An 18,483-nucleotide genomic window follows, 5' to 3' on the forward strand; every position below is an offset into this window, starting at 1 on the left:
GACCTCAATGGACACGAGGCTGGAGTCATGGCGAACACGAGCGGACGGATGCTGCGGCTGCTATCGCTGCTGCAGACCCATCGGTACTGGCCCGGCAGCGACCTCGCCGAGCGGCTCGAGGTCAGCGAACGCACCCTGCGCCGCGACATCGACCGGCTGCGCGAGCTCGGCTACCCGGTCGACGCGAGCCGGGGCGTCGCGGGCGGCTATCAGCTCAGGTCGGGCGCGGCGATGCCACCGTTGCTGGTCGACGACGAGGAGGCCGTGGCCATCGCCGTCGGCCTGCGCACCGCGGCCGGCGGCGCGATCGACGGCATCGAGGAGGTCTCGGTCCGCGCGCTGAGCAAGGTCATCCAGGTGATGCCCCCCCGGCTGCGGCGGCGGGTCGACGCGCTGCAGGCGTTCACCGTGCCCGCGACCTTCGCGGGCGGTCCGACCGTCGACGCCACCGCGCTCACCGTCCTCGCGCAGGGCTGCCGCGACGACGAGCGCATCCGGTTCGGCTACACGGCGCGCGACGGCGAACAGAGCACGCGGCTGGTGGAGCCGCACCGGCTGGTGTCGCTGGGGCGGCGGTGGTACCTCGTGGCGTGGGACGCCGAGAAACACGGCTGGCGCACGTTCCGCGTCGACCGGCTCACCGAGCCGAGGGCCACCGGCGCCCGGTTCCGGCAGCGCGAGCTGCCCGGCGGTGACGCGGCGGAGTTCGTGCGGCAGCGGCTGAGCGTCGCACCGGCACAATACGAGGTGGTGCTGACCGTGCACGCACCCGCGGAGGTCGTGGAGCGCGTGGTGGGGCAGTGGGCGACGGTGGACGTTCGCGACGACGGCTCGAGCACGATGACGATGCGCGTCGACAGCTTCGAGTGGCCCGTGCTCGTGCTGGCCTCGGTGGGCGCGGAGTTCGACGTCGTCGGCCCGCCCGAGCTGCGCGACTACCTGCGCGAGACGGGGGAGCGGCTGCTCAGGGGCGCGGCGGCCCCGGTCACGTCATGAGACCCGGCAGGCCCACCGCGGCGCGGCTGCGCCGCCTGCGGAGCCACACCCGGCGCGTCCCGTCGGAGTAGAGGCGGACGTTGGACAGTTCCCAGCCGGAGAACTCGGCCTGGATGGAGAGCTGGACGGCGGCGGTGACTCGGGACAGGCCGGGCGGCAGGTGCACCCGCCGGTATTCCCAGTCCTCGTCGACCACCGCTTCCGCGTTGGTCATGGGGCGATCACCTGGATCCCTTCTCCGGCTCCCGAACCGACGACGACCCGTGACGTCTGTTCGTCGACGGTAACCGAATTCGGCTGCCGAACGGTGGGCAGCCGGAACTTTTCCGTGGGTTCACCTCCACGCATGTCGAAGCCGACCACCTCGTTGCGCTCCGTGAGCGTCACCCACGCGACGTGCCGTTTCTCGTCGTAGGCCAGGCCATAGATGCCGCCGGGAACCGGGTAGCGCTGGCGCAGCAGCAGCGGGTCCGCGCCGAAGGCGAGCAGACCGCCGCCCCGGGTGTCGGCGACGAGCACGCGCCCGAAGGCGTCCACGACGGCGTTGGTCGCGCCGTCGCCCGCCCGCAGTCCCTCCTGAATGCTGCCGTCCGCGAGGTCCACGGTGAACAGAGCCGTGCGCAGGCGGTCGAGCACGACGGTCGCGTCGCCGGAGACGAGCACGTCGTCGGCGCTGTAGAGGCTGCCGGTGATCGTCTTCTGCACCTGGTCGCCCTCGAGCACCTCGACGGCCTTGCGGTCGCGGACCGCGACCAGCGTCTGCCCGTCGCGCACCGCGGTCGCCGCGGGCTCGCCGTCAACGTCGACGGTGCTGACCTCGCCGCTCGGCACCGAGATCCGTGCCAGCGTGCCCGCCCTGGGCAGGCTGGCGAGCACCGCGCCGTCGACGGGCGTCAGCTCGGCGGCAGGCCCCGGCAGCTCGACGGTCCTGGGCTTCGCCTTGAGGTCGTCGAGGTCGTAGAGCAGCACCGACGCGGGCTCGGACACCGCCGCCACAAGCGTGCGGCCGGCCGTCACCATGCTCGTGACGTCGGCGCGCTGCGGCACGACCTGCCCGGCGGGCTCGGCCGTGGGGTCGGGTGAGGTGGCGGCCACGGCCGCGGTGGGGTTCTGCACGACCTGGAGGTCGTCACCCCCGCCGCCCTCCGACGAGCAGCCACTGACCAGCATCGCGCCGGCCACGGCCACGACGGCGAGCCGGCGCGCACGGTGGGCGGGAATCACACAGCCTCCGAGAGAAACGAGCGGTTACCTACAGCATCCCGCAGGTTGATGGTGCCGTCACGTGCCCGTTACCTGGGCCACCGTTCGGGATAGCCGAGCTCGATCGAGCTGACGTCGTCCAGCGCCGCCCTGATCGCGATCGGCAGCGTGAGCTCCTCGGCCGCCAGCGAGCCGGACAGCTGACCCGTGTCGCGGGCGCCGACCACCGGGGCGACCACCCCGGGCCGGTCCCTGATCCACGCCAGCGCCACCGCCAGCGGCGACGTGCCCAGTCCGTCGGCGGCCGTGGCGACGGCCTCGACGATGCGGCTCGCGCGCTCGGTGCGGTGGTGCTCGACGTAGCCCGCGTAGGTGGCCGAGGCGCCGCGCGAGTCGGCGGGCGTGCCGGTCCGGTACTTGCCGGTGAGCACGCCGCGACCCAGCGGCGCCCAGGGCAGCAGGCCGATGCCGTGGTGCGACGCGGCGGGTACCACTTCGCGTTCGACGCCGCGCTCCAGCAGCGAGTACTCGACCTGCGTCGAGACGATCCGGTGCGGGCGCAGCGCCGCCGCCGTCGCCAGCTGCCAGCCGCAGTAGTTCGCCACTCCGGCGTAGCGGACCTTGCCGGTGGTCACCGCGAAGTCCAGCGCCGAGAGCGTCTCCTCGATCGGCACGGTGTGGTCCCAGGCGTGCAGCTGCCAGAGGTCGAGGTGGTCGACGCCGAGCCTGCGCAGCGAACCCTCCAGCGCCGACAGCAGCGCTCCGCGCGAGGCGCCGCCGCCGAACGGGCCCTCGGTGCGCCGGGCGACCGCCTTGGTGGCCAGCACGATGTCCTCACGCGGGACCAGGTCGGCGAGCAGCGACCCCAGGATCCGCTCGCCCTCGCCCTCGGCGTAGATGTCGGCGGAGTCCACCAGGGTGCCGCCCGCGTCCACGAACGCCACGAGCTGGTTGGCTGCCTCTTCCGAGTCGGTCAGGGTTCCCCAGGACATGGTCCCCAGGGCCATGCGGGACACCTTCAGTCCGGAGGTGCCGAGCGGGCGGCTTTCCATGAGTGCCCACCCTATCGACCGGCGCCGCGCGCTCTTGACGAAGGCAAGTGAGCGCGCGATCAACCGCCCGATAGTGTCGGCGACCGTGCGATTGGGACTGAATCTCGGATATTGGGGCGCGGGCAACGACGCGTCGAACTTGGCGCTCGCCAAGCATGCCGACACCCTGGGCTACTCGGTGGTCTGGGCTGCGGAGGCGTACGGATCAGACGCGCCCACGGTGCTCGCGTGGATCGCCGCGCAGACCGAGCACATCGACGTCGGCAGCGCTGTTCTGCAGATCCCCGCGCGGACGCCCGCGGCCACGGCGATGACCGCCGCGACGCTCGACTCGCTCTCCGGCGGCCGCTTCCGGCTCGGGCTCGGCGTGTCGGGCCCGCAGGTGTCCGAGGGCTGGCACGGCGTGCGGTTCGGCTCGCCGCTGGGCCGCACCCGCGAGTACGTCGACATCGTGCGGATGGCGCTGCGGCGCGAGCGGGTCCGCTACGAGGGCAGGCACTTCGAGCTGCCACTGCCCGACGGTCCCGGCAAGTCGCTGGCGCTGACCGTGCACCCGGTCCGCGACCACATTCCCACCTACCTGGCCGCGATCGGACCTCGCAACCTGGAGCTGACCGGCGAGATCGCCGACGGCTGGCTGCCCGTGTTCTTCTCGCCGCAGCACGCGGGCGAGCAGCTCGCGCACGTGCGCGCGGGTGCCGAGAAGGCGGGCCGCGACCTCGCGGACTTCGACATCGCACCCACCGTCCCGCTCGTCACCGGCGACGACTGGCGGGCCTGTGCCGACGCCGTGCGCGCCTACGCCGCGCTGTACCTGGGCGGCATGGGCAGCAAGGACAAGAACTTCTACAACCAGCTCGCCTGCCGCATGGGCTTCGAGGCCGAAGCCGCGCAGGTGCAGGAGAAGTACCTCGCCAAGGACTACGTGGGCGCGATGGCCGCGGTGCCGCTCGAGTTCGTCGACGCCACCTCGCTGCTCGGCCCGAAGGAACGCATCGCCGAGCGCATGACCGCCTTCGCCGAAGCGGGCGTCACCACGCTGACCACCGCCATCTACGCCGCCGACGCGGAGGAAGGCGCGGCCGCGCTGCGCACCGCGGTCGACGCGCTGGAACTGGCCGGGGTGGCGTGATGGGCTGGTTCGAAGCACTGGTCCTCGGTCTCGTCCAGGGCCTGACCGAGTTCCTGCCCATCTCCTCCAGCGCCCACCTGCGGGTCACGGCGGCGTTCGCGGGCTGGGGCGACCCGGGCGCGGCGTTCACCGCGGTGACGCAGATCGGTACGGAGCTGGCCGTGCTGCTGTACTTCAGCCGCAAGATCGGCCGCATCCTCAGCGCCTGGTGGAAGTCGCTCTACCAGCGCGAGTACCGGAGCGACCCGTACGCGCGGATGGGCTGGCTGATCATCATCGGCTCGGTCCCGATCGCCGTGCTGGGCCTGCTGTTCGAGAGCCAGATCGAGAACACGTTCCGCGACCTGCGCCTCACCGCGGCCATGCTGATCATCTTCGGCCTGCTCCTGCTGCTGGCCGACCGGATCGGGTCACAGCAGCGCGATCTCGACCACCTCACGGTCAAGCACGGCCTGACGTTCGGGTTCTTCCAGGCTCTCGCGCTGATCCCCGGCGTCTCGCGTTCGGGCGGGACGGTGACCGGTGGGTTGTTCCTCGGCTACAAGCGCGCCGAGGCCGCCGAGTACTCGTTCCTGCTGGCCGTGCCCGCCGTCATGGCTTCGGGGCTCTACCAGCTCACCGACATCGCGGGCGGACAGGGACCGGCGTGGGGGCCGACCATCCTGGCGACGGTCGTGGCGTTCGGCGTCGGCTACGCCGTGATCGCCTGGTTGATGGCCTACATCAAGAAGAACAGCTTCACACCGTTCGTGATCTACCGCGTCGCGCTCGGTGTCCTGCTGCTCATCCTGGTGTTCACCGGCGTGCTCGACCCCAACGCGGGGCCGACCGGGTCGTAGGAACCCGTAGGGTGGCCGTGTGGCAACTGTGATTCTGCTGCGACACGGCCGCTCCACGGCGAACGGTTCCGGCGTGCTCGCCGGGCGCACCCCGAAGGTCGGACTCGACGACCGGGGCCGCGCCCAGGCCGAAGCGCTGGTCGACCGACTGGCCGCGGTGCCGCTCGCGGCGCTGGTCTCGTCCCCGCTGCTGCGCTGCAAGCAGACGGTCGCTCCGCTGGCCAAAGCGCGCGAGCTCGACCGGCTCGCCGAGCCGCGCCTGTCCGAAGTGGACTACGGCGACTGGACCGGCAGGGAGCTCAAGACGCTGGCGAAGGAACCGCTGTGGCGGGTCGTGCAGGCGCATCCGTCGGCGGCGGTGTTCCCCGGCGGGGAAGGGCTGGCGACCGTGCAGGCGCGCGCCGTCGCCGCCGTGCGCGAGCACGACGCGCGGATCTCCGCGGAGCACGGCGACCACGCGGTGTGGGTGCTGTGCAGCCACGGCGACGTGATCAAGTCGGTGCTGGCCGACGCGCTCGGCCAGCACCTCGACGGCTTCCAGCGCATCGTCGTGGACCCCGGCTCGCTGTCGGTGGTGCGCTACACCGAGACCCGACCGTTCGTGCTGCGCGTGAACGACCTCGGTGGAGACCTCTCCGGCATCGTGCCGCCGGAGCCCAAGAAGCGGCGCACGAGCAAGAAACAGAGCTCCGACGCCGACGTCGGAGGGTCGACGGGACGAAAGGGACGATCGTGACCACCCAGGAGAACCCGCTGCTGGCGGCGAGCGAGCTGCCCTTCGGGCTACCCCCGTTCGGCCGGATCGCCGACGAGCACTACCGGCCCGCGTTCGAGGTGGGCATGGCCGAGCACAAGGCCGAGGTCGAGGCGATCGCGGGCGACCCGGAGGCGCCGACGTTCGACAACACCATCGTCGCTCTGGAGCGCGCCGGCAGGCTGCTCGGCCGCGTGTCGTCGGTGTTCTTCAACCTCACCGGCGCCCACACCAACGACACGCTGCAGGCGGTGCAGGCCGAGATCGCGCCGAAACTGGCCGCGCACTCCGACGCCATCCACCTAGACCCCCGCCTGTTCGCGCGGGTCGAGCAGCTGTGGCAGCAGCGGGACTCGCTCGACCTCGACGCCGAGCAGCGGTGGCTGCTGCGCCGCTACCACCTGGACTTCCAGCGTGCGGGCGCCGGACTCGACGAGCAGGCCCAGACCCGGCTGCGGGCGCTCAACGAGGAACTGTCCACGCTGCAGACCCGTTTCCAGGACAACCTGCTCAGCGACACCAACGACCTCGCCGTCGTGGTGTCCACTCGCGACGAGCTGGCCGGGCTCTCCGACGACGCGATCGCCTCGGCCGCCGAGGCGGCCACCGCGCGGGGCGAGGACGGCAAGTACCTGATCAAGCTGGGGCTGCCCACCGCGCAGCCCGCGCTGGCGTCGCTGCACGACCGGTCGCTGCGCGAGCGGGTGTTCCGCGCGTCGAGCTCCCGGGGCAACCGCGGCAACGAGCACGACAACTCGGGCGTGCTGGCGCGCATCGCGGCGCTGCGCGCCGAGCGTGCCGCGCTGTTCGGGCATCCGCACCACGCCGCCTACGTGATCGAGGACCAGACCGCGAAGACCTCCGACGCCGCGCTGGCGCTGCTGCACCGGCTCGCGCCCGTCGCCGCCGGGAACGCGCAGACCGACGCCGAGGAGCTGCAGCGCGAGATCACCGAGTCCGGTGCGGACTTCACGCTCCAGCCCTGGGACTGGGCCTACTACGCCGAGCGCGTGCGGCGCCGCCGCTACGACCTCGACGACGCCGAGCTGCGCCCCTACTTCGAGCTGGAGCGCGTGCTCGTCGACGGCGTCTTCTTCGCCGCGGGCAAGCTCTACGGGCTGAGCTTCGCCGAGCGGACCGACCTGTCCGGCTACCACCCCGACGTGCGCGTGTGGGAGGTGTCGGACGCCGACGGCAGCCCGCTGGGCCTGTTCCTCGGCGACTACTACACACGTGACTCCAAGCGCGGCGGCGCGTGGATGAGCACGTTCGTGGACCAGTCGCGGTTGCTGGGGGAGCGGCCGGTGGTGGTGAACAACCTCAACATCGCCAAGCCGCCCGCGGGGGAGCCGACGCTGCTCACCTTCGACGAGGTGACCACGGCCTTCCACGAGTTCGGGCACGCGCTGCACGGGCTGCTCTCCGACGTCGCCCACCCGTCGTTCTCGGGCACGAGCGTGCCGCGCGACTTCGTGGAGTTCCCCTCGCAGGTCAACGAGATGTGGGTGCTGTGGCCCGAGGTGCTGGCCAACTACGCGCGCCACCACTCGACCGGTGAGCCGCTGCCCGCACGGCTCGTGGAGCGGCTGGAGGAGTCGCGCCAGTACGGCGAGGGCTTCTCGACCACCGAGTACCTCGCCGCGGCTCTGCTCGACCTGTCCTGGCACCTGATCGGCCCGGACACCGACGTCTCCGGTGTCAAGGATGTCCAGCGGTTCGAGGCCGAGGCACTGGAGAAGGCGGGCGTCGCGCTGGAGACCGTGCCGCCGCGCTACCGCAGCACCTACTTCGCGCACATCTTCACCAGCGGCTACGCGGCGGGCTACTACTCCTACATCTGGAGCGAGGTGCTCGACGCCGACTCGGTGGAGTGGTTCCGCGAGAACGGCGGCCTCACCCGGGCCAACGGCGACCACTACCGGCGCGAGCTGCTGGCCCGCGGAGGCAGCGTGGACGCGATGGAGGCCTTCCGCGCCTTCCGCGGCCGCGACCCGGAAATCGGCCCCCTCCTCACGCGCCGAGGCCTCACCGACGCCTGACCCCGGATGCGGTGAAGGGCACCTTCCGTGCGTTCAATGCACGGAAGGTGCCCTTCACCGCGGGTGGAGCGTGGCGGCTCAGACCAGGCCGAGCTGCTTCACGGCGTCGCGCTCCTCGGTGAGCTCGCGCACCGAGGCGTCGATGCGCTCGCGGGAGAAGTCGGCGATCTCCAGGCCCTGGACGATCTCGTACTTGCCGCCCGAGCAGGTGACCGGGAACGACGAGATGATGCCCTCCGGGACGCCGTAGGAGCCGTCCGACGGGATACCCATCGAGACCCAGTCGCCCTGCGGCGTGCCGTTGACCCAGTCGTGGACGTGGTCGATCGCGGCGTTGGCGGCCGAGGCGGCCGACGACGCGCCACGCGCCTCGATGATCTCCGCGCCGCGCTTGGCCACGCGCGGGATGAACTCGTCGGCCAGCCAGGCCTGGTCGTTCACGGCCTCGGCGGCGTTCTTGCCGTTGACCTCGGCGTGGAAGATGTCCGGGTACTGGGTGGCCGAGTGGTTGCCCCAGATCGTCAGCTTTTTCACGTCGGCCACGGTCACGCCCAGCTTGGTGGCCAGCTGCGCGATGGCGCGGTTGTGGTCGAGGCGGGTCATCGCGGTGAAGCGCTCCGCCGGGACGTCGGGCGCGTGCGACTGCGCGATGAGCGCGTTGGTGTTGGCGGGGTTGCCCACCACGAGCACCTTCACGTCGTCGGCGGCACCGGCGTTGATCGCCTCGCCCTGTGGCTTGAAGATGCCGCCGTTGGCCTCGAGCAGGTCGCCGCGCTCCATGCCCTTCGACCGCGGGCGGGCACCCACCAGCAGCGCGACGTTGACGCCGTCGAAGGCCTTGGTCGCGTCGTCGAAGATGTCGACGCCTGCCAGCAGCGGGAACGCGCAGTCCTGGAGCTCCAGTGCGGTGCCCTCGGCCGCCTTCACCGCCTGCGGGATCTCCAGCAGCCGCAGCTTCACCGGAGTGTCCTGACCCAGCAGCTGACCGGACGCGATGCGGAACAGCAGCGCGTAGCCGATCTGGCCGGCAGCGCCGGTGACGGTGACGTTGACAGGGGCTTGGGTCATAACGTTCTCCTGCTGACGGGTTCTGTTCTTGTACCGGGGATGTTATCGGCCGCTGGTCCACCCGGGTGGGTGCGTCGCCTCACCTGTACCGATTGAGCGCCGGCACGGCCTCCACCTCGAACGCGCGGCCGAGCGCGAGCACCGCCTCGTCCAGCCTGCCGAGACTCGACAGCACGCCGCGGCCCTGCGCGTTGTCACCAAGATCACCGGCCGGCGCGTCGTCGCCCTCGGTGAGCACTCGCGGCTCGGTCTCGCCGTTGATCACCTCGAGCAGCACGTCGATGTTGCCGGTGAGCCGTTCGCTGGTCGCGGGCAGCCGGTCGTCGAGCGCGAGCAGCCCCGGCTGGGCCCGGGCGGCGATGTTGCGGGCCCGGAACGCGATGGCCTCCAGCGTGGTCAGCACGTAGAACCCGTAGTCACGGCGGGCGCCGCGCACGTTGATCGGGTGGGTCAGCGGCTCGACGGTGGTGCGCAGCTGGGCCACCGACCGGTCGAGCTCGCGCGAGAGCTCGATGACGTTGACGTTCTCGCGCCCGGCCAGCAGCGTCTCGGCCTGCGTGACGAACTCGCGCAGGTCCTCCAGCGCGGCGGCGACGTCATCGAGCATCACCGACCTGGTGCGCACCGGCACGATCACCACGGCCGCGAGAATGCCGGCCAGCGCCCCGACCGCGGTCTCGGCCAGCCGCACCCCGAGCACCTCCAGGCTGAACGTGCCGAGCAGGCTGTAGAGCAGGCCGAGCATGGTCGTGATGAAGAAGGCCATCAGCGTCTGGGACACCCGCGCCACGAACGCCATGCCGAACACGCACACGAGGATCAGCCCGACGGTCGCCGGGGTGCTCCCGGCGACGACCAGCGCGCACAGCGCCCCGGCGAAGATCCCGATCAAGGTGCCGACGAGCCGCCGGGCGCCCTTCACGAGGGTCGCGCCCGCGCTGGAGGCCCCGAGGAACACCACGAACACCGTCAGCACGGCCCAGTACCAGCGCTGGTGCGACACCAGCTGGCCGCCGACGACGGCCAGCCCGCCCCCGATCACGGCCTGCAGCGCGGCCCGGGTGCGGTTGTCCCAGGCGAACACCGGGGTGGGTTCGGGCTCCTCCGGCTCCGGCGGTTCGGTCTCGGCGGAGTAGTCGCGTTCGGCGATGCGCTGCGCGTTGACGTCCGCGAGTGCGAGCTCCGCCATCGCCCTGCGCAGCTCGTCGCCGGGCTGCGGGTCGTCCCTGAGCCTGCTGCCCTCGACGAGGAACCTGCTGAACTCCTCGGTGTCGCTGATGACGGGAAGCTCCCGCGGGTCCCGTTCGATCAGCGAGCGCAGGCGCCGCAGCCGTCCGAGCAGGTCATCGCGCACGTCGTCGCCGAGCTCCTCGGCGCAGGTGCGGCGCGTGGTGATCGCCAGCCACTGCACGGCGAGCTCCACCTCGATGGCGCGCCGCCGCAGCAGTGCGGCCGCGGGTGCGTCGATCACGTCCTCGGCGGTGTCCTCGATCAGCAGCACGCACTCGTGCAGCCGGTCGTTGGCACGGCGCAGTTGCCGCTCGGCGCGCGCCGAGCCACCGGAGGCCAGGTGCGCGCTCGCGGCGCGCACGACGGCGCCCAGCCGGGCGCGGAACGCCTTGCGCACGCTCAGCAGCTCGCGCTCCGCCCTGCGCCGCAACAGCCCGAACCGCACGATGGCGTTGGCCGTGAGCCCCACCGCGAGCGCCACGAGCAGCAGCGGCACCTGCGCGATGCGGGTCTGCAGGAACATCGCGAAGAAGAATAGGAAGAACGCCAGCGAGCCGAGCGCGATGCCGCGGGGCCCGAAACGCTGCGCGTAGACGGCGACGAAGATCAGCAGCACGAACACGACGCCGTCGAGCGGCGCCGCGGCCTGCCCGAGACTCGCCGCCGTCAGCGCGGCCGCACCGACCACGAACCCCAGCACCAGCGTCAACGCCTGCTGCTTCGGTTCGGGATCGTTGACGGTGAACGCGGCCATCATGGCGGCGATGGCGCCGACGAGCACGGTCAGCAGCGGCTGCCCGACAGCCGTGAGCACGCCCGCGGCGATCGCGATGCCCAGCACCGCCGAGGCGGCCTGGCGAAAGCGCACCAGCCCGGGGTCGGAGGCCCGCAACCGGTCGAGCGACTCACCGATCATGCGAGCAGCTCCCACTGCGCGAGCCGCGGCCCCCGCGCGGGCCCGCCGGTGATCCGCAGCCGGTGGTGGGTGCAGGCGCGCGGCTCGGCGACACGGAACGGCCGGGTCTGGTTGCGCCAGCGGAAGGTCTCCTCGCGGCGCTCGTCGAGCACCGTCCACTCGGCACCGTCGGCCGAGCCCTCCAGTACCCACGCGTGCGGGTCGCCCGCGCGGGCCGCGGAGGTCAGCGTGTAGCAGCGGACCGTGACGGGGCCGGTGGCGACGTGCTCGACCACCGGGGCCTCCGAGCGGAACGTGACCTCAGTGCGCGTGGTGTCGTCGCGGAGGTCCGCCACGTCGGTGCCGTCGGAGCAGCGCACGGTGCCCGGCACGTCACGCAGCGGGCGTGGCGGCTCCGGTTCGCCGGTGAGCGTGCCCCACTCGGAGGGCTCCGGTCCGAGGTCGATGTCGATCACCGCACCGGCGGTCAGCACGTCGTGGTCGAGCCACGGCGAGTCGTGCGGCTCGCCGTTGACCCGCACGCTCCGCACGTAGACGTTGCGCTCGGAGTTGGCCGGGGCGTTGATCACCAGGTCCTCGCCGTTGTCCAGGTGCACCACCGCGCGCGTGAACAGCGGCGAGCCGAGCACGTAACGCGGGCTGCCGGGCGCGAGCGGGTAGAAGCCGAGCGCGCTGAAGACGTACCAGGCCGACAGCTCGCCGTTGTCCTCGTCGCCGGGGTAGCCCTGCCCGATCTCGCTACCGGAGTAGCAGCGCCGCAGCACCTCCCGCACGATCCGCTGCGTCTTCGCCGGCGCGCCCGCGTGCGCGTACACGTAGGGAATGTGGTGCGAGGGCTGGTTCGAGTGCCCGTACTGGCCGAGCCGGACGTCGCGCGCCTCGGTCATCTCGTGGATGACCTTGCGGTAGGACCCGGTGCGCAGTCCCGTCTCCGGCGTCACGAAGAACCGGTCCAGCAGCGCCTCCAGCCGTGCCCGCCCGCCGTGCAGCGCCGCCAGGCCCTCGCCGTCGTGCGGCGCGGAGAACGCCGTGTTCCAGCCGTTGGTCTCGGTGTAGTCGTGGCCCCAGTCGGCGGGGTCGTAGTCGCCGGGCTCGCGGCGCCACCCGCCTTGTGCCGTGCGGCCTTGGAAGAACCCGGTGCGCTCGTCGAAGTGGTGCACATAGGCGGCGGCCCTGCTCGCGAAGTACACGGCGTTGTCCTCGTCGCCCAGCGCCCGCGCGAGGTTCGCGATGCCGAAGTCGTTGACGCACCCTTCCAGCGCCCACGACAGTCCCTCGCGCGTCGAGAGCGGCGTGTACCCCAGGAAGATCGACTCCGTGAGTCCCTTGCGGCCGACCGCGCGGTTCGGCGGCGTGACCGTGGCGTTGCGCAGCGCGGCATCGTAGGCGGCGCGGACGTCGAAGCCGCGCACGCCCTTGAGGTAGGCGTCGGCGAACGCGACGTCGGAGCTGGTGCCCACCATCGAGTTCGCGTACCCGGGCGCCGACCAGCGGGCGATCCAGCCGCCGTCGCGGTACTGCTGTACGAACCCCTCGATCAGCTCGGCGCAGCGGCGCGGCGCGAGCAGCGCGAAGGCGGGCCAGGTGGTGCGGTAGGTGTCCCAGAAGCCGTTGTTCACCGACATCGGCCCGGCGAGCACGGCCGCGCCGGTGCGCCGCCGGGTACTCGGCCGCCGGCGGTGCACGACCGGACTCGCGTGCCGGATGCCGCGCGGGGTGTCCTCGTGCCCGGCGTTCGGATAGAGGAACAGCCGGTAGAGGCTGGAGTAGAGCGTCGTGAGCTGCTCGTCGGTGGCGCCCTCGACCTCGACGCGGCCGAGTACCGCGCGCCACGCCTCGCGCGCGGCGTCGGCGACCTCGTCGAACGTGCGCGGCGCCGCCACCTCCAGGTGCAGGTTGCGGCGCGCCTGCTCGAGGCTGATCAGCGACGTCGCGATGCGCACGGTCACCTCGCGGGTGGCGAACCGGACGTGCCCGGTCACGGTGCGCCAGAACGGGGAGCGGTCGCGCCCGCCGCTGACCGGCTGCTGGTCGAAGCAAGCGTGCACGAACATGCGCCGGGCTCCCGCCGAGGAGCGGCTGCGCACCCACGTGTGCCCGGTGACGGTGCGGTTCGCGACGTCGATGCGCAGCCCGCCGCGGTTGCCGACGTTGTCGAAGACCAGCCAGCCGTCGTCGCCGGGGAAGGTGAAGCGCAGCACCGCGGCGTGGTCGGCGGGCGCGATCTCGGCGGTGCCGCCGTTGTCGAAGCGCACGGCGTAGTGGTGGGGGCGGTCGGTCTCGGCGTCGTGGGAGAACGAGAGCGCCCGCGCCCCGGGATCGGTCACCACCTCGCCCGTGCCTGGCATGAGCTGGAATGTGTGCCGGTCGCCCACCCACGGGCTCGGCAGGTGGCTCAGCGCGAGCGCCTGCAGCGCCGGGCGGTTCGCCTGGTTGTTCGCGCGGTGGTACTCGTACGGCCAGTCCAGTGCGCGCGCGTCGGTCACCGGCGTCCAGAAGTTGAACCCGTGCGGCACCGCGGTGGCGGGAAAGCAGTTTCCGCGCGAGAACCGGGAACCGGACTGCGTTCCGCGCGTGGTGCGCACCCGGTCGACCGGCTCGAGGTCCTGGGGTTCGTGTTCGGCGATGCGGACGTCGTCGAGCCAGCCGGTGAGCTCGGGGCCGTCGTCGGGCACGTCGGTCGCCAGCACCACGGCGCGGACGGTGCGGCCCGCCGCGACTCCGCCCAGCCGGTGGCGCACCAGGTTCCACTGGTCGAGGTAGAGCTCCTTGGACTCGCCGCGTGTGCGCGCGGCGGTGTGCGGCGCGAGCTCGCTGAGCCGGGACCCGTCGGTGAACTCCAGGTCGAGCGCCACGAACGTGCTGCGATAGCTCGGGCCGGTGTCCGATTCGGGAAAGACCACGTAGGACAGTTCGGTGTGCTCGCCGACCGGGACGTCGACGGAGAACAGCCCGGCCCGAGCCGGGCCGGTCACCTCGGTCGCGTAGTGCAGCGCGTGCAGGCCGGTGAACCCGACTCCGGGTTTCGCCGCGAGCGGCCGCACGGGCCCGCCGCCGACGTGGGTGCGCAGCCGCTGACCGGTGCCGGGCCGTGGATCGCCGTCGTCGAACGAGGAGAAGAACCCGGAGCGCACCACGTTGTCACCGTAGTCGCCGGGAGGCGTCCCGCTCAGCTCGACACGAGGAGGCGATCCAGCACGCGCGCGCCGAATCGCAGCCCCTCCACGGGAACGCGCTCGTCCACACCGTGGGCCAGCGCCCGGTACGGGAAACCCTCGGGCAGCCACAGCGGCGCGAAGCCGAAGCAGTCGATACCCAATGGGGCGAAGGCCTTCGCGTCGGTACCGCCGCCCATGCAGTAGGGCACCACCACGGCCTCGGGGTCCTCGGCTCGCAGCGCCCCGGCCATCGCGTCGAACCACGGCGAGTCGACCGGAGCCTGCACCGCGGGCTGGTACGTCACGAACTCACGCTCCACACCCGGGCCGAGCAACGCGTCGACCTGCTCCAGCAGCGCCTGTTCGGTGCCCGGCAGCACGCGGGTGTCCACGAGACCGGTGGCGTCGCCGGGGATCACGTTCACCTTGTAGCCGGCCTGCAGCATCGTCGGCGTGGTGCTGTTGCGGACCGTCGACTCGGCCAGCGGTGCCGCGGCGCCGAGCCGCGCGAGGGTGCCGTCGACGTCGTCGAGGTCCACCTCCACGCCCAGCTCCTCGCCGGTGCGCTGCAGAAACGCCCGCACCGCAGGGGTCAGCACCACCGGCCAGCGGTGGGCCGCGAGTGCGTGCAGCGTGTCGACCAGGCGCACCACCGCGTTCTCGTCATTGCGGCGGGAGCCGTGACCGGCGCGGCCCCGCGCGGTGAGGCGCAGGTGCGCCGTGCCCCGCTCGGCGGTGCCGACGGGGTAGAGGCGCACGGGACGGCCGTCGGCGGCGCGCACGTGATAGGTGTAGCCGCCCGACTCGCTGATCGCGGCCGTGCAGCCCTCGAAGAGCTCGGGATGCCGGTCCGTGAGCCAGTGCGCCCCGTAGGCACCCTGGTCCTCCTCGTCGGCGACGAAGGCGAGCACCAGATCGCGGCGCGGGCGCCTGCCCGTGGCGGCGAGGTCGCTCACCACCGACAGCACCATCGCGCAGAAGTCCTTCATGTCCACCGCGCCCCGGCCCCACAGACAGCCGTCGCGCAACTCCGCGGAGAACGGGTCGACGGTCCAGTCGGATGCGTCGGCAGGCACGACGTCGAGGTGGCCCTGCACGAGCAGCGCGGGCAGCGACGGGTCCTCACCCGGCACGCGCGCGACGACGTTGGCCCTGCGCGGCGCGGACTCGAGGATCCGCGCCTCGACACCGGCTCCCTCGAGTACCCCGGCCACGAACTCGGCTGCCTCGCGCTCGCCCTCGGAGTCGCCGTTGCCGCGGTTGGTGGTGTCGAAGCGGATCAGCCTCGCGCAGAGGTCCACCACATCTCTGGAGTCGCTCACGTGCCCACCTCAGCCGTACTTGCCCTGGACCGCACCGTCGGCGATCGCCGTGACCACCTTGAACGCCTGCATGGCGTCGGTCATCGTCGCGGCGTCGAACCCGACCGTGCGCACGCCCGTCTGCTCCACCGTGGGGATCACGGCCGTCGCCTGCGCCAAGTGGCTCGCGTCGAACTCGACCTCGATCCGATGGGCGCTCACGACCGGCTCGACCCGGCCCGCGTGCCGCATCCCCGCCTCGGCCGCCTCGGTGAGCAGCGCCGCGGTGACCGACGGCGGGCTGCAGATCGCGGCGTAGCGGCTCACGCACTCCTTCACCGCCACGAGCGCGGCGTCGGGCGCGTACCCGCGCGCGTCCTCCACGGTCTTGTCGTCGCCGGTGACCACGAGCACCGGCACGCCGTACTCGGCGGCCAGTGCGGAATTGAGCCTGCCCTCGCTCGCGGGCACCCCGTCGAGCCACACACCCGTGATCTGGTTGGGCAGATATGTGTGCGACAGGACGCCGTCGCACCCGGCCCCCGCGTGGTAGCCGAGGAACACGACGCCGTCGATGCCGGAGTCGATGCCCTCCATCATCGACAGCGGCTTGTGCCGCCCGGTGAGCATCCGCGCCCTGGGGTCGAGGTCCTCCAGCAGCAGGTTGCGCTGCGACGAATGCGCCTCGTTGACCAGCACACCGCCCGCGCCGCCGTGGTGCAGACCAGCGATCGTGGCGTTCACGTCGCCGGTGAACATGCGCCGGAAGCGTTGCCACTGCTCCGTTCCCGGCACCACGTCGTCGGTCCACGTGACTCCGGTGGCGCCCTCCATGTCGGCAGAGACCATGATCCGCATGCGGCAAACCTACTGCCTTGGTCACGGCTTGGCATTCGAACCAGCGAATCGTTGACATCGCAAACCGTGAAGTGGTTACTTTTCGGCTTCGGGATCTCCAGACAGCGACAAGGGGTGCACAGTGGGTTTCCATCGTCTCCGGCGAGCCAGAGCCGTGCTCGTCGTGCTCGCGGTTCCGCTCCTGATCGCCGGGCCGGTGACGCAACCCGCGCAGGCACAGTCCGAGACGGTGCTGCGGGTCGCGCTGATCCAGGAGATCGACCACCTGAACCCGTTCACGGCGAGCTTCTCCTCCAGCGCGATGATCGGCCGCTTCGCGTGGGAGTTCCTGACACTGCCCTCCGCCGAGGACGCCACACCGACCGGGGGAGTCGCCGAGGACTGGCAGGCCTCGGACGACAAACTCACGTGGACCTTCACCATCCGCGAGGGCATGACCTGGTCCGACGGTGAGCCCGTCACCGCCGAGGACGCGGCGTTCACCTTCAACCGGATCATGAGCGACCCGAAGGCCGCCGAGGCCAACGGCAGCTACGTGGAGAACTTCGAGAAGGTCACCGCGCCCGACGAGCGCACGCTCGTGATCAAGACCAAGGCGCCGCAGGCCAGCATGACGGCGCTGGACATCCCCATCGTGCCCGAGCACCTCTGGTCCGACGTCACCGACATGGCGGCCCCCGAGACCGACGAGCTCGACCTCGTCGGCGTCGGCAGCGGGCCGTTCGTGATCTCCGAGTACCGGCCCAACGAGATCGTCACGCTCGAGGCCAACCCCGACTACTGGCGCGGCGCTCCCCAGATCGACGAGCTGCAGTTCGTCAAGTTCGAGAACGCCGACGCCGCCGTGGCCGCGCTCAAGAACGGCGAGGTCGACTTCGTCAACCGCCTCACCCAGGCCCAGTTCGACAGCCTCGAGGGCGAGGACGGCATCGAGACCAACCAGGCCTCGGGCCGCCGCTACCGCGAGCTGCTGATGAACCCGGGCGCCACCAACATCGAGGGCCAGCCGATCGGCGACGGCCACCCCGCGCTGCGCGACGTCGAGGTGCGCCGCGCCATCGCGCAGGCGATCGACCCGCAGGTGCTCGTGGACAAGGTGCTCGGCGGTTACGGCGAGCTGCCCGGCGGGCTCGTCCCGCCGATCTACGAGGACTTCCACTACATGCCCTCCGACGAGGACAAGTTCACGTTCGACCCCGCCGCCGCCAACCGCGCGCTCGACGAGGCCGGCTACCGCAAGGGCCCCGACGGAGTGCGTGCCGGCGCCGACGGCCGCAAGCTCGAGTTCCGCCTCACCGCACGCTCCAGCGAGGACTACGGGCTGCGCGCCAGCGACTACCTCGCCGGCTGGCTCGGCGACATCGGCATCAAGGTCACCAAGAACCTGGTGTCGGACAACGAGGTGGACGAGACCACCTCGTCCGGCAACTACGACCTCGCCCTCTCGGGCTGGGGCACCAACCCCGACCCCGACTACATCCTCGGCAAGCAGACCTGCGCGAGCCTGCCCGCGACCTCCGGCAGCAGCAGTAGCAACGCCTTCTTCTGCGACGAGACCTACGACGAGCTCTACGCCAAGCAGGCCGCCGCCCTCGACCCGGCCACCCGCGCGGAGTTCGTCAAGCAGGCGCAGGCCCGCTACTACGAACAGGTGCCGAGCCTGGTCCTGGACTACGACAACGTCCTGGAGGCCTACCGCTCCGACCGCTTCACCGGACTCCAGCGCCAGCCCGAGGGCGAGGGCCAGATCATGGAGCAGACCGGCTACTGGGGCTTCTACGGCGCCAGGCCCGTGGAGGGCGGCGCCGGAGACGACGGCGGCGGCGTGTCCGCGGGCACCTGGGTGGCCATCGGCGCGGGCGCGCTGCTGGTGCTCGTCGGCGGCGGCACGGCACTGGCCCGGCGCCGGTCGGCAGCGGACGACCGGGAGTAGCGCG

14 protein-coding genes are annotated in these 18,483 nt (G+C 71.8%); 6 read left to right on the plus strand and 8 right to left on the minus strand.

Annotation, left to right across the window (positions count from 1 at the left end; translation table 11 throughout):
• Nucleotides 1-27: 27 nt before the first annotated feature.
• The gene (locus JHE00_RS01795) at nucleotides 28-996 is read left to right on the plus strand and encodes a helix-turn-helix transcriptional regulator (protein WP_200314061.1); all 969 of its coding nucleotides are present in this window, start codon (nucleotides 28-30) and stop codon (nucleotides 994-996) included.
• On the opposite strand, the gene JHE00_RS01800 is transcribed toward JHE00_RS01795, so the two are convergent.
• The 3 genes from JHE00_RS01800 to JHE00_RS01810 form a co-directional block, all read right to left on the minus strand.
• Complete coding sequence (locus JHE00_RS01800; RefSeq protein WP_200314063.1) at nucleotides 986-1,210, minus strand: DUF5703 family protein; 225 nt, start codon at nucleotides 1,208-1,210, stop codon at nucleotides 986-988. The two genes, JHE00_RS01795 and JHE00_RS01800, sit on opposite strands and share 11 nt — an antisense overlap.
• Nucleotides 1,207-2,166, minus strand: a complete 960-nt coding sequence (locus tag JHE00_RS01805) for a YncE family protein (RefSeq protein WP_200315755.1) — start codon at nucleotides 2,164-2,166, stop codon at nucleotides 1,207-1,209. The genes JHE00_RS01800 and JHE00_RS01805 overlap by 4 nt, the downstream gene beginning before the upstream one ends.
• Nucleotides 2,167-2,288: 122 nt before the next feature.
• Nucleotides 2,289-3,251: an aldo/keto reductase gene (locus tag JHE00_RS01810; protein ID WP_200314064.1), complete on the minus strand. Its 963-nt coding sequence runs from the start codon at nucleotides 3,249-3,251 to the stop codon at nucleotides 2,289-2,291.
• Between the two features lie 85 nt (nucleotides 3,252-3,336).
• Between JHE00_RS01810 and JHE00_RS01815 the strand changes: the two genes are divergently transcribed.
• Genes JHE00_RS01815 through JHE00_RS01830 form a run of 4 tightly spaced genes read left to right on the plus strand, consistent with a single transcriptional unit; the run spans nucleotide 3,337 to nucleotide 8,015 of the window.
• Nucleotides 3,337-4,383, plus strand: a complete 1,047-nt coding sequence (locus JHE00_RS01815; protein ID WP_200314065.1) for an LLM class F420-dependent oxidoreductase — start codon at nucleotides 3,337-3,339, stop codon at nucleotides 4,381-4,383.
• The gene (locus JHE00_RS01820) at nucleotides 4,383-5,222 is read left to right on the plus strand and encodes an undecaprenyl-diphosphate phosphatase (protein ID WP_200314066.1); all 840 of its coding nucleotides are present in this window, start codon (nucleotides 4,383-4,385) and stop codon (nucleotides 5,220-5,222) included. The genes JHE00_RS01815 and JHE00_RS01820 overlap by 1 nt, the downstream gene beginning before the upstream one ends.
• Before the next feature lie 19 nt (nucleotides 5,223-5,241).
• Nucleotides 5,242-5,958, plus strand: coding sequence for a histidine phosphatase family protein (locus JHE00_RS01825; RefSeq protein ID WP_200314067.1), 717 nt, complete (start codon nucleotides 5,242-5,244; stop codon nucleotides 5,956-5,958).
• Nucleotides 5,955-8,015 (plus strand): M3 family metallopeptidase, encoded by a 2,061-nt coding sequence (locus JHE00_RS01830; protein WP_200314068.1) that lies wholly within the window; start codon nucleotides 5,955-5,957, stop codon nucleotides 8,013-8,015. The genes JHE00_RS01825 and JHE00_RS01830 overlap by 4 nt, the downstream gene beginning before the upstream one ends.
• A 78-nt stretch (nucleotides 8,016-8,093) precedes the next feature.
• Here JHE00_RS01830 and JHE00_RS01835 read toward each other — a convergent pair whose 3' ends face one another.
• From JHE00_RS01835 to JHE00_RS01855, 5 genes are all read right to left on the minus strand, one after another.
• Complete coding sequence (locus tag JHE00_RS01835; protein ID WP_200314069.1) at nucleotides 8,094-9,083, minus strand: malate dehydrogenase; 990 nt, start codon at nucleotides 9,081-9,083, stop codon at nucleotides 8,094-8,096.
• A gap of 79 nt (nucleotides 9,084-9,162) precedes the next feature.
• Nucleotides 9,163-11,229, minus strand: a complete 2,067-nt coding sequence (locus JHE00_RS01840; RefSeq protein ID WP_200314070.1) for an FUSC family protein — start codon at nucleotides 11,227-11,229, stop codon at nucleotides 9,163-9,165.
• A complete protein-coding gene (locus JHE00_RS01845; RefSeq protein ID WP_200314071.1) occupies nucleotides 11,226-14,366 on the minus strand; it encodes a GH92 family glycosyl hydrolase in 3,141 nt (1,046 codons plus the stop codon). The genes JHE00_RS01840 and JHE00_RS01845 overlap by 4 nt, the downstream gene beginning before the upstream one ends.
• A gap of 32 nt (nucleotides 14,367-14,398) precedes the next feature.
• Nucleotides 14,399-15,709: a M20/M25/M40 family metallo-hydrolase gene (locus JHE00_RS01850; protein WP_200314072.1), complete on the minus strand. Its 1,311-nt coding sequence runs from the start codon at nucleotides 15,707-15,709 to the stop codon at nucleotides 14,399-14,401.
• A 9-nt stretch (nucleotides 15,710-15,718) separates the two neighbouring features.
• Entirely contained in the window at nucleotides 15,719-16,546 is an 828-nt protein-coding gene (locus JHE00_RS01855; RefSeq protein ID WP_200314074.1) for a M55 family metallopeptidase, read from the minus strand.
• A gap of 154 nt (nucleotides 16,547-16,700) precedes the next feature.
• On the opposite strand from JHE00_RS01855, the gene JHE00_RS01860 reads away from it, so the two are divergent.
• Entirely contained in the window at nucleotides 16,701-18,479 is a 1,779-nt protein-coding gene (locus JHE00_RS01860; protein WP_372440369.1) for an ABC transporter substrate-binding protein, read from the plus strand.
• Nucleotides 18,480-18,483 lie beyond the last annotated feature (4 nt).

Origin of the sequence: Prauserella cavernicola, from assembly GCF_016595675.1 — a bacterium.
In the GTDB taxonomy this organism is placed as follows: domain Bacteria; phylum Actinomycetota; class Actinomycetes; order Mycobacteriales; family Pseudonocardiaceae; genus Prauserella_A; species Prauserella_A cavernicola.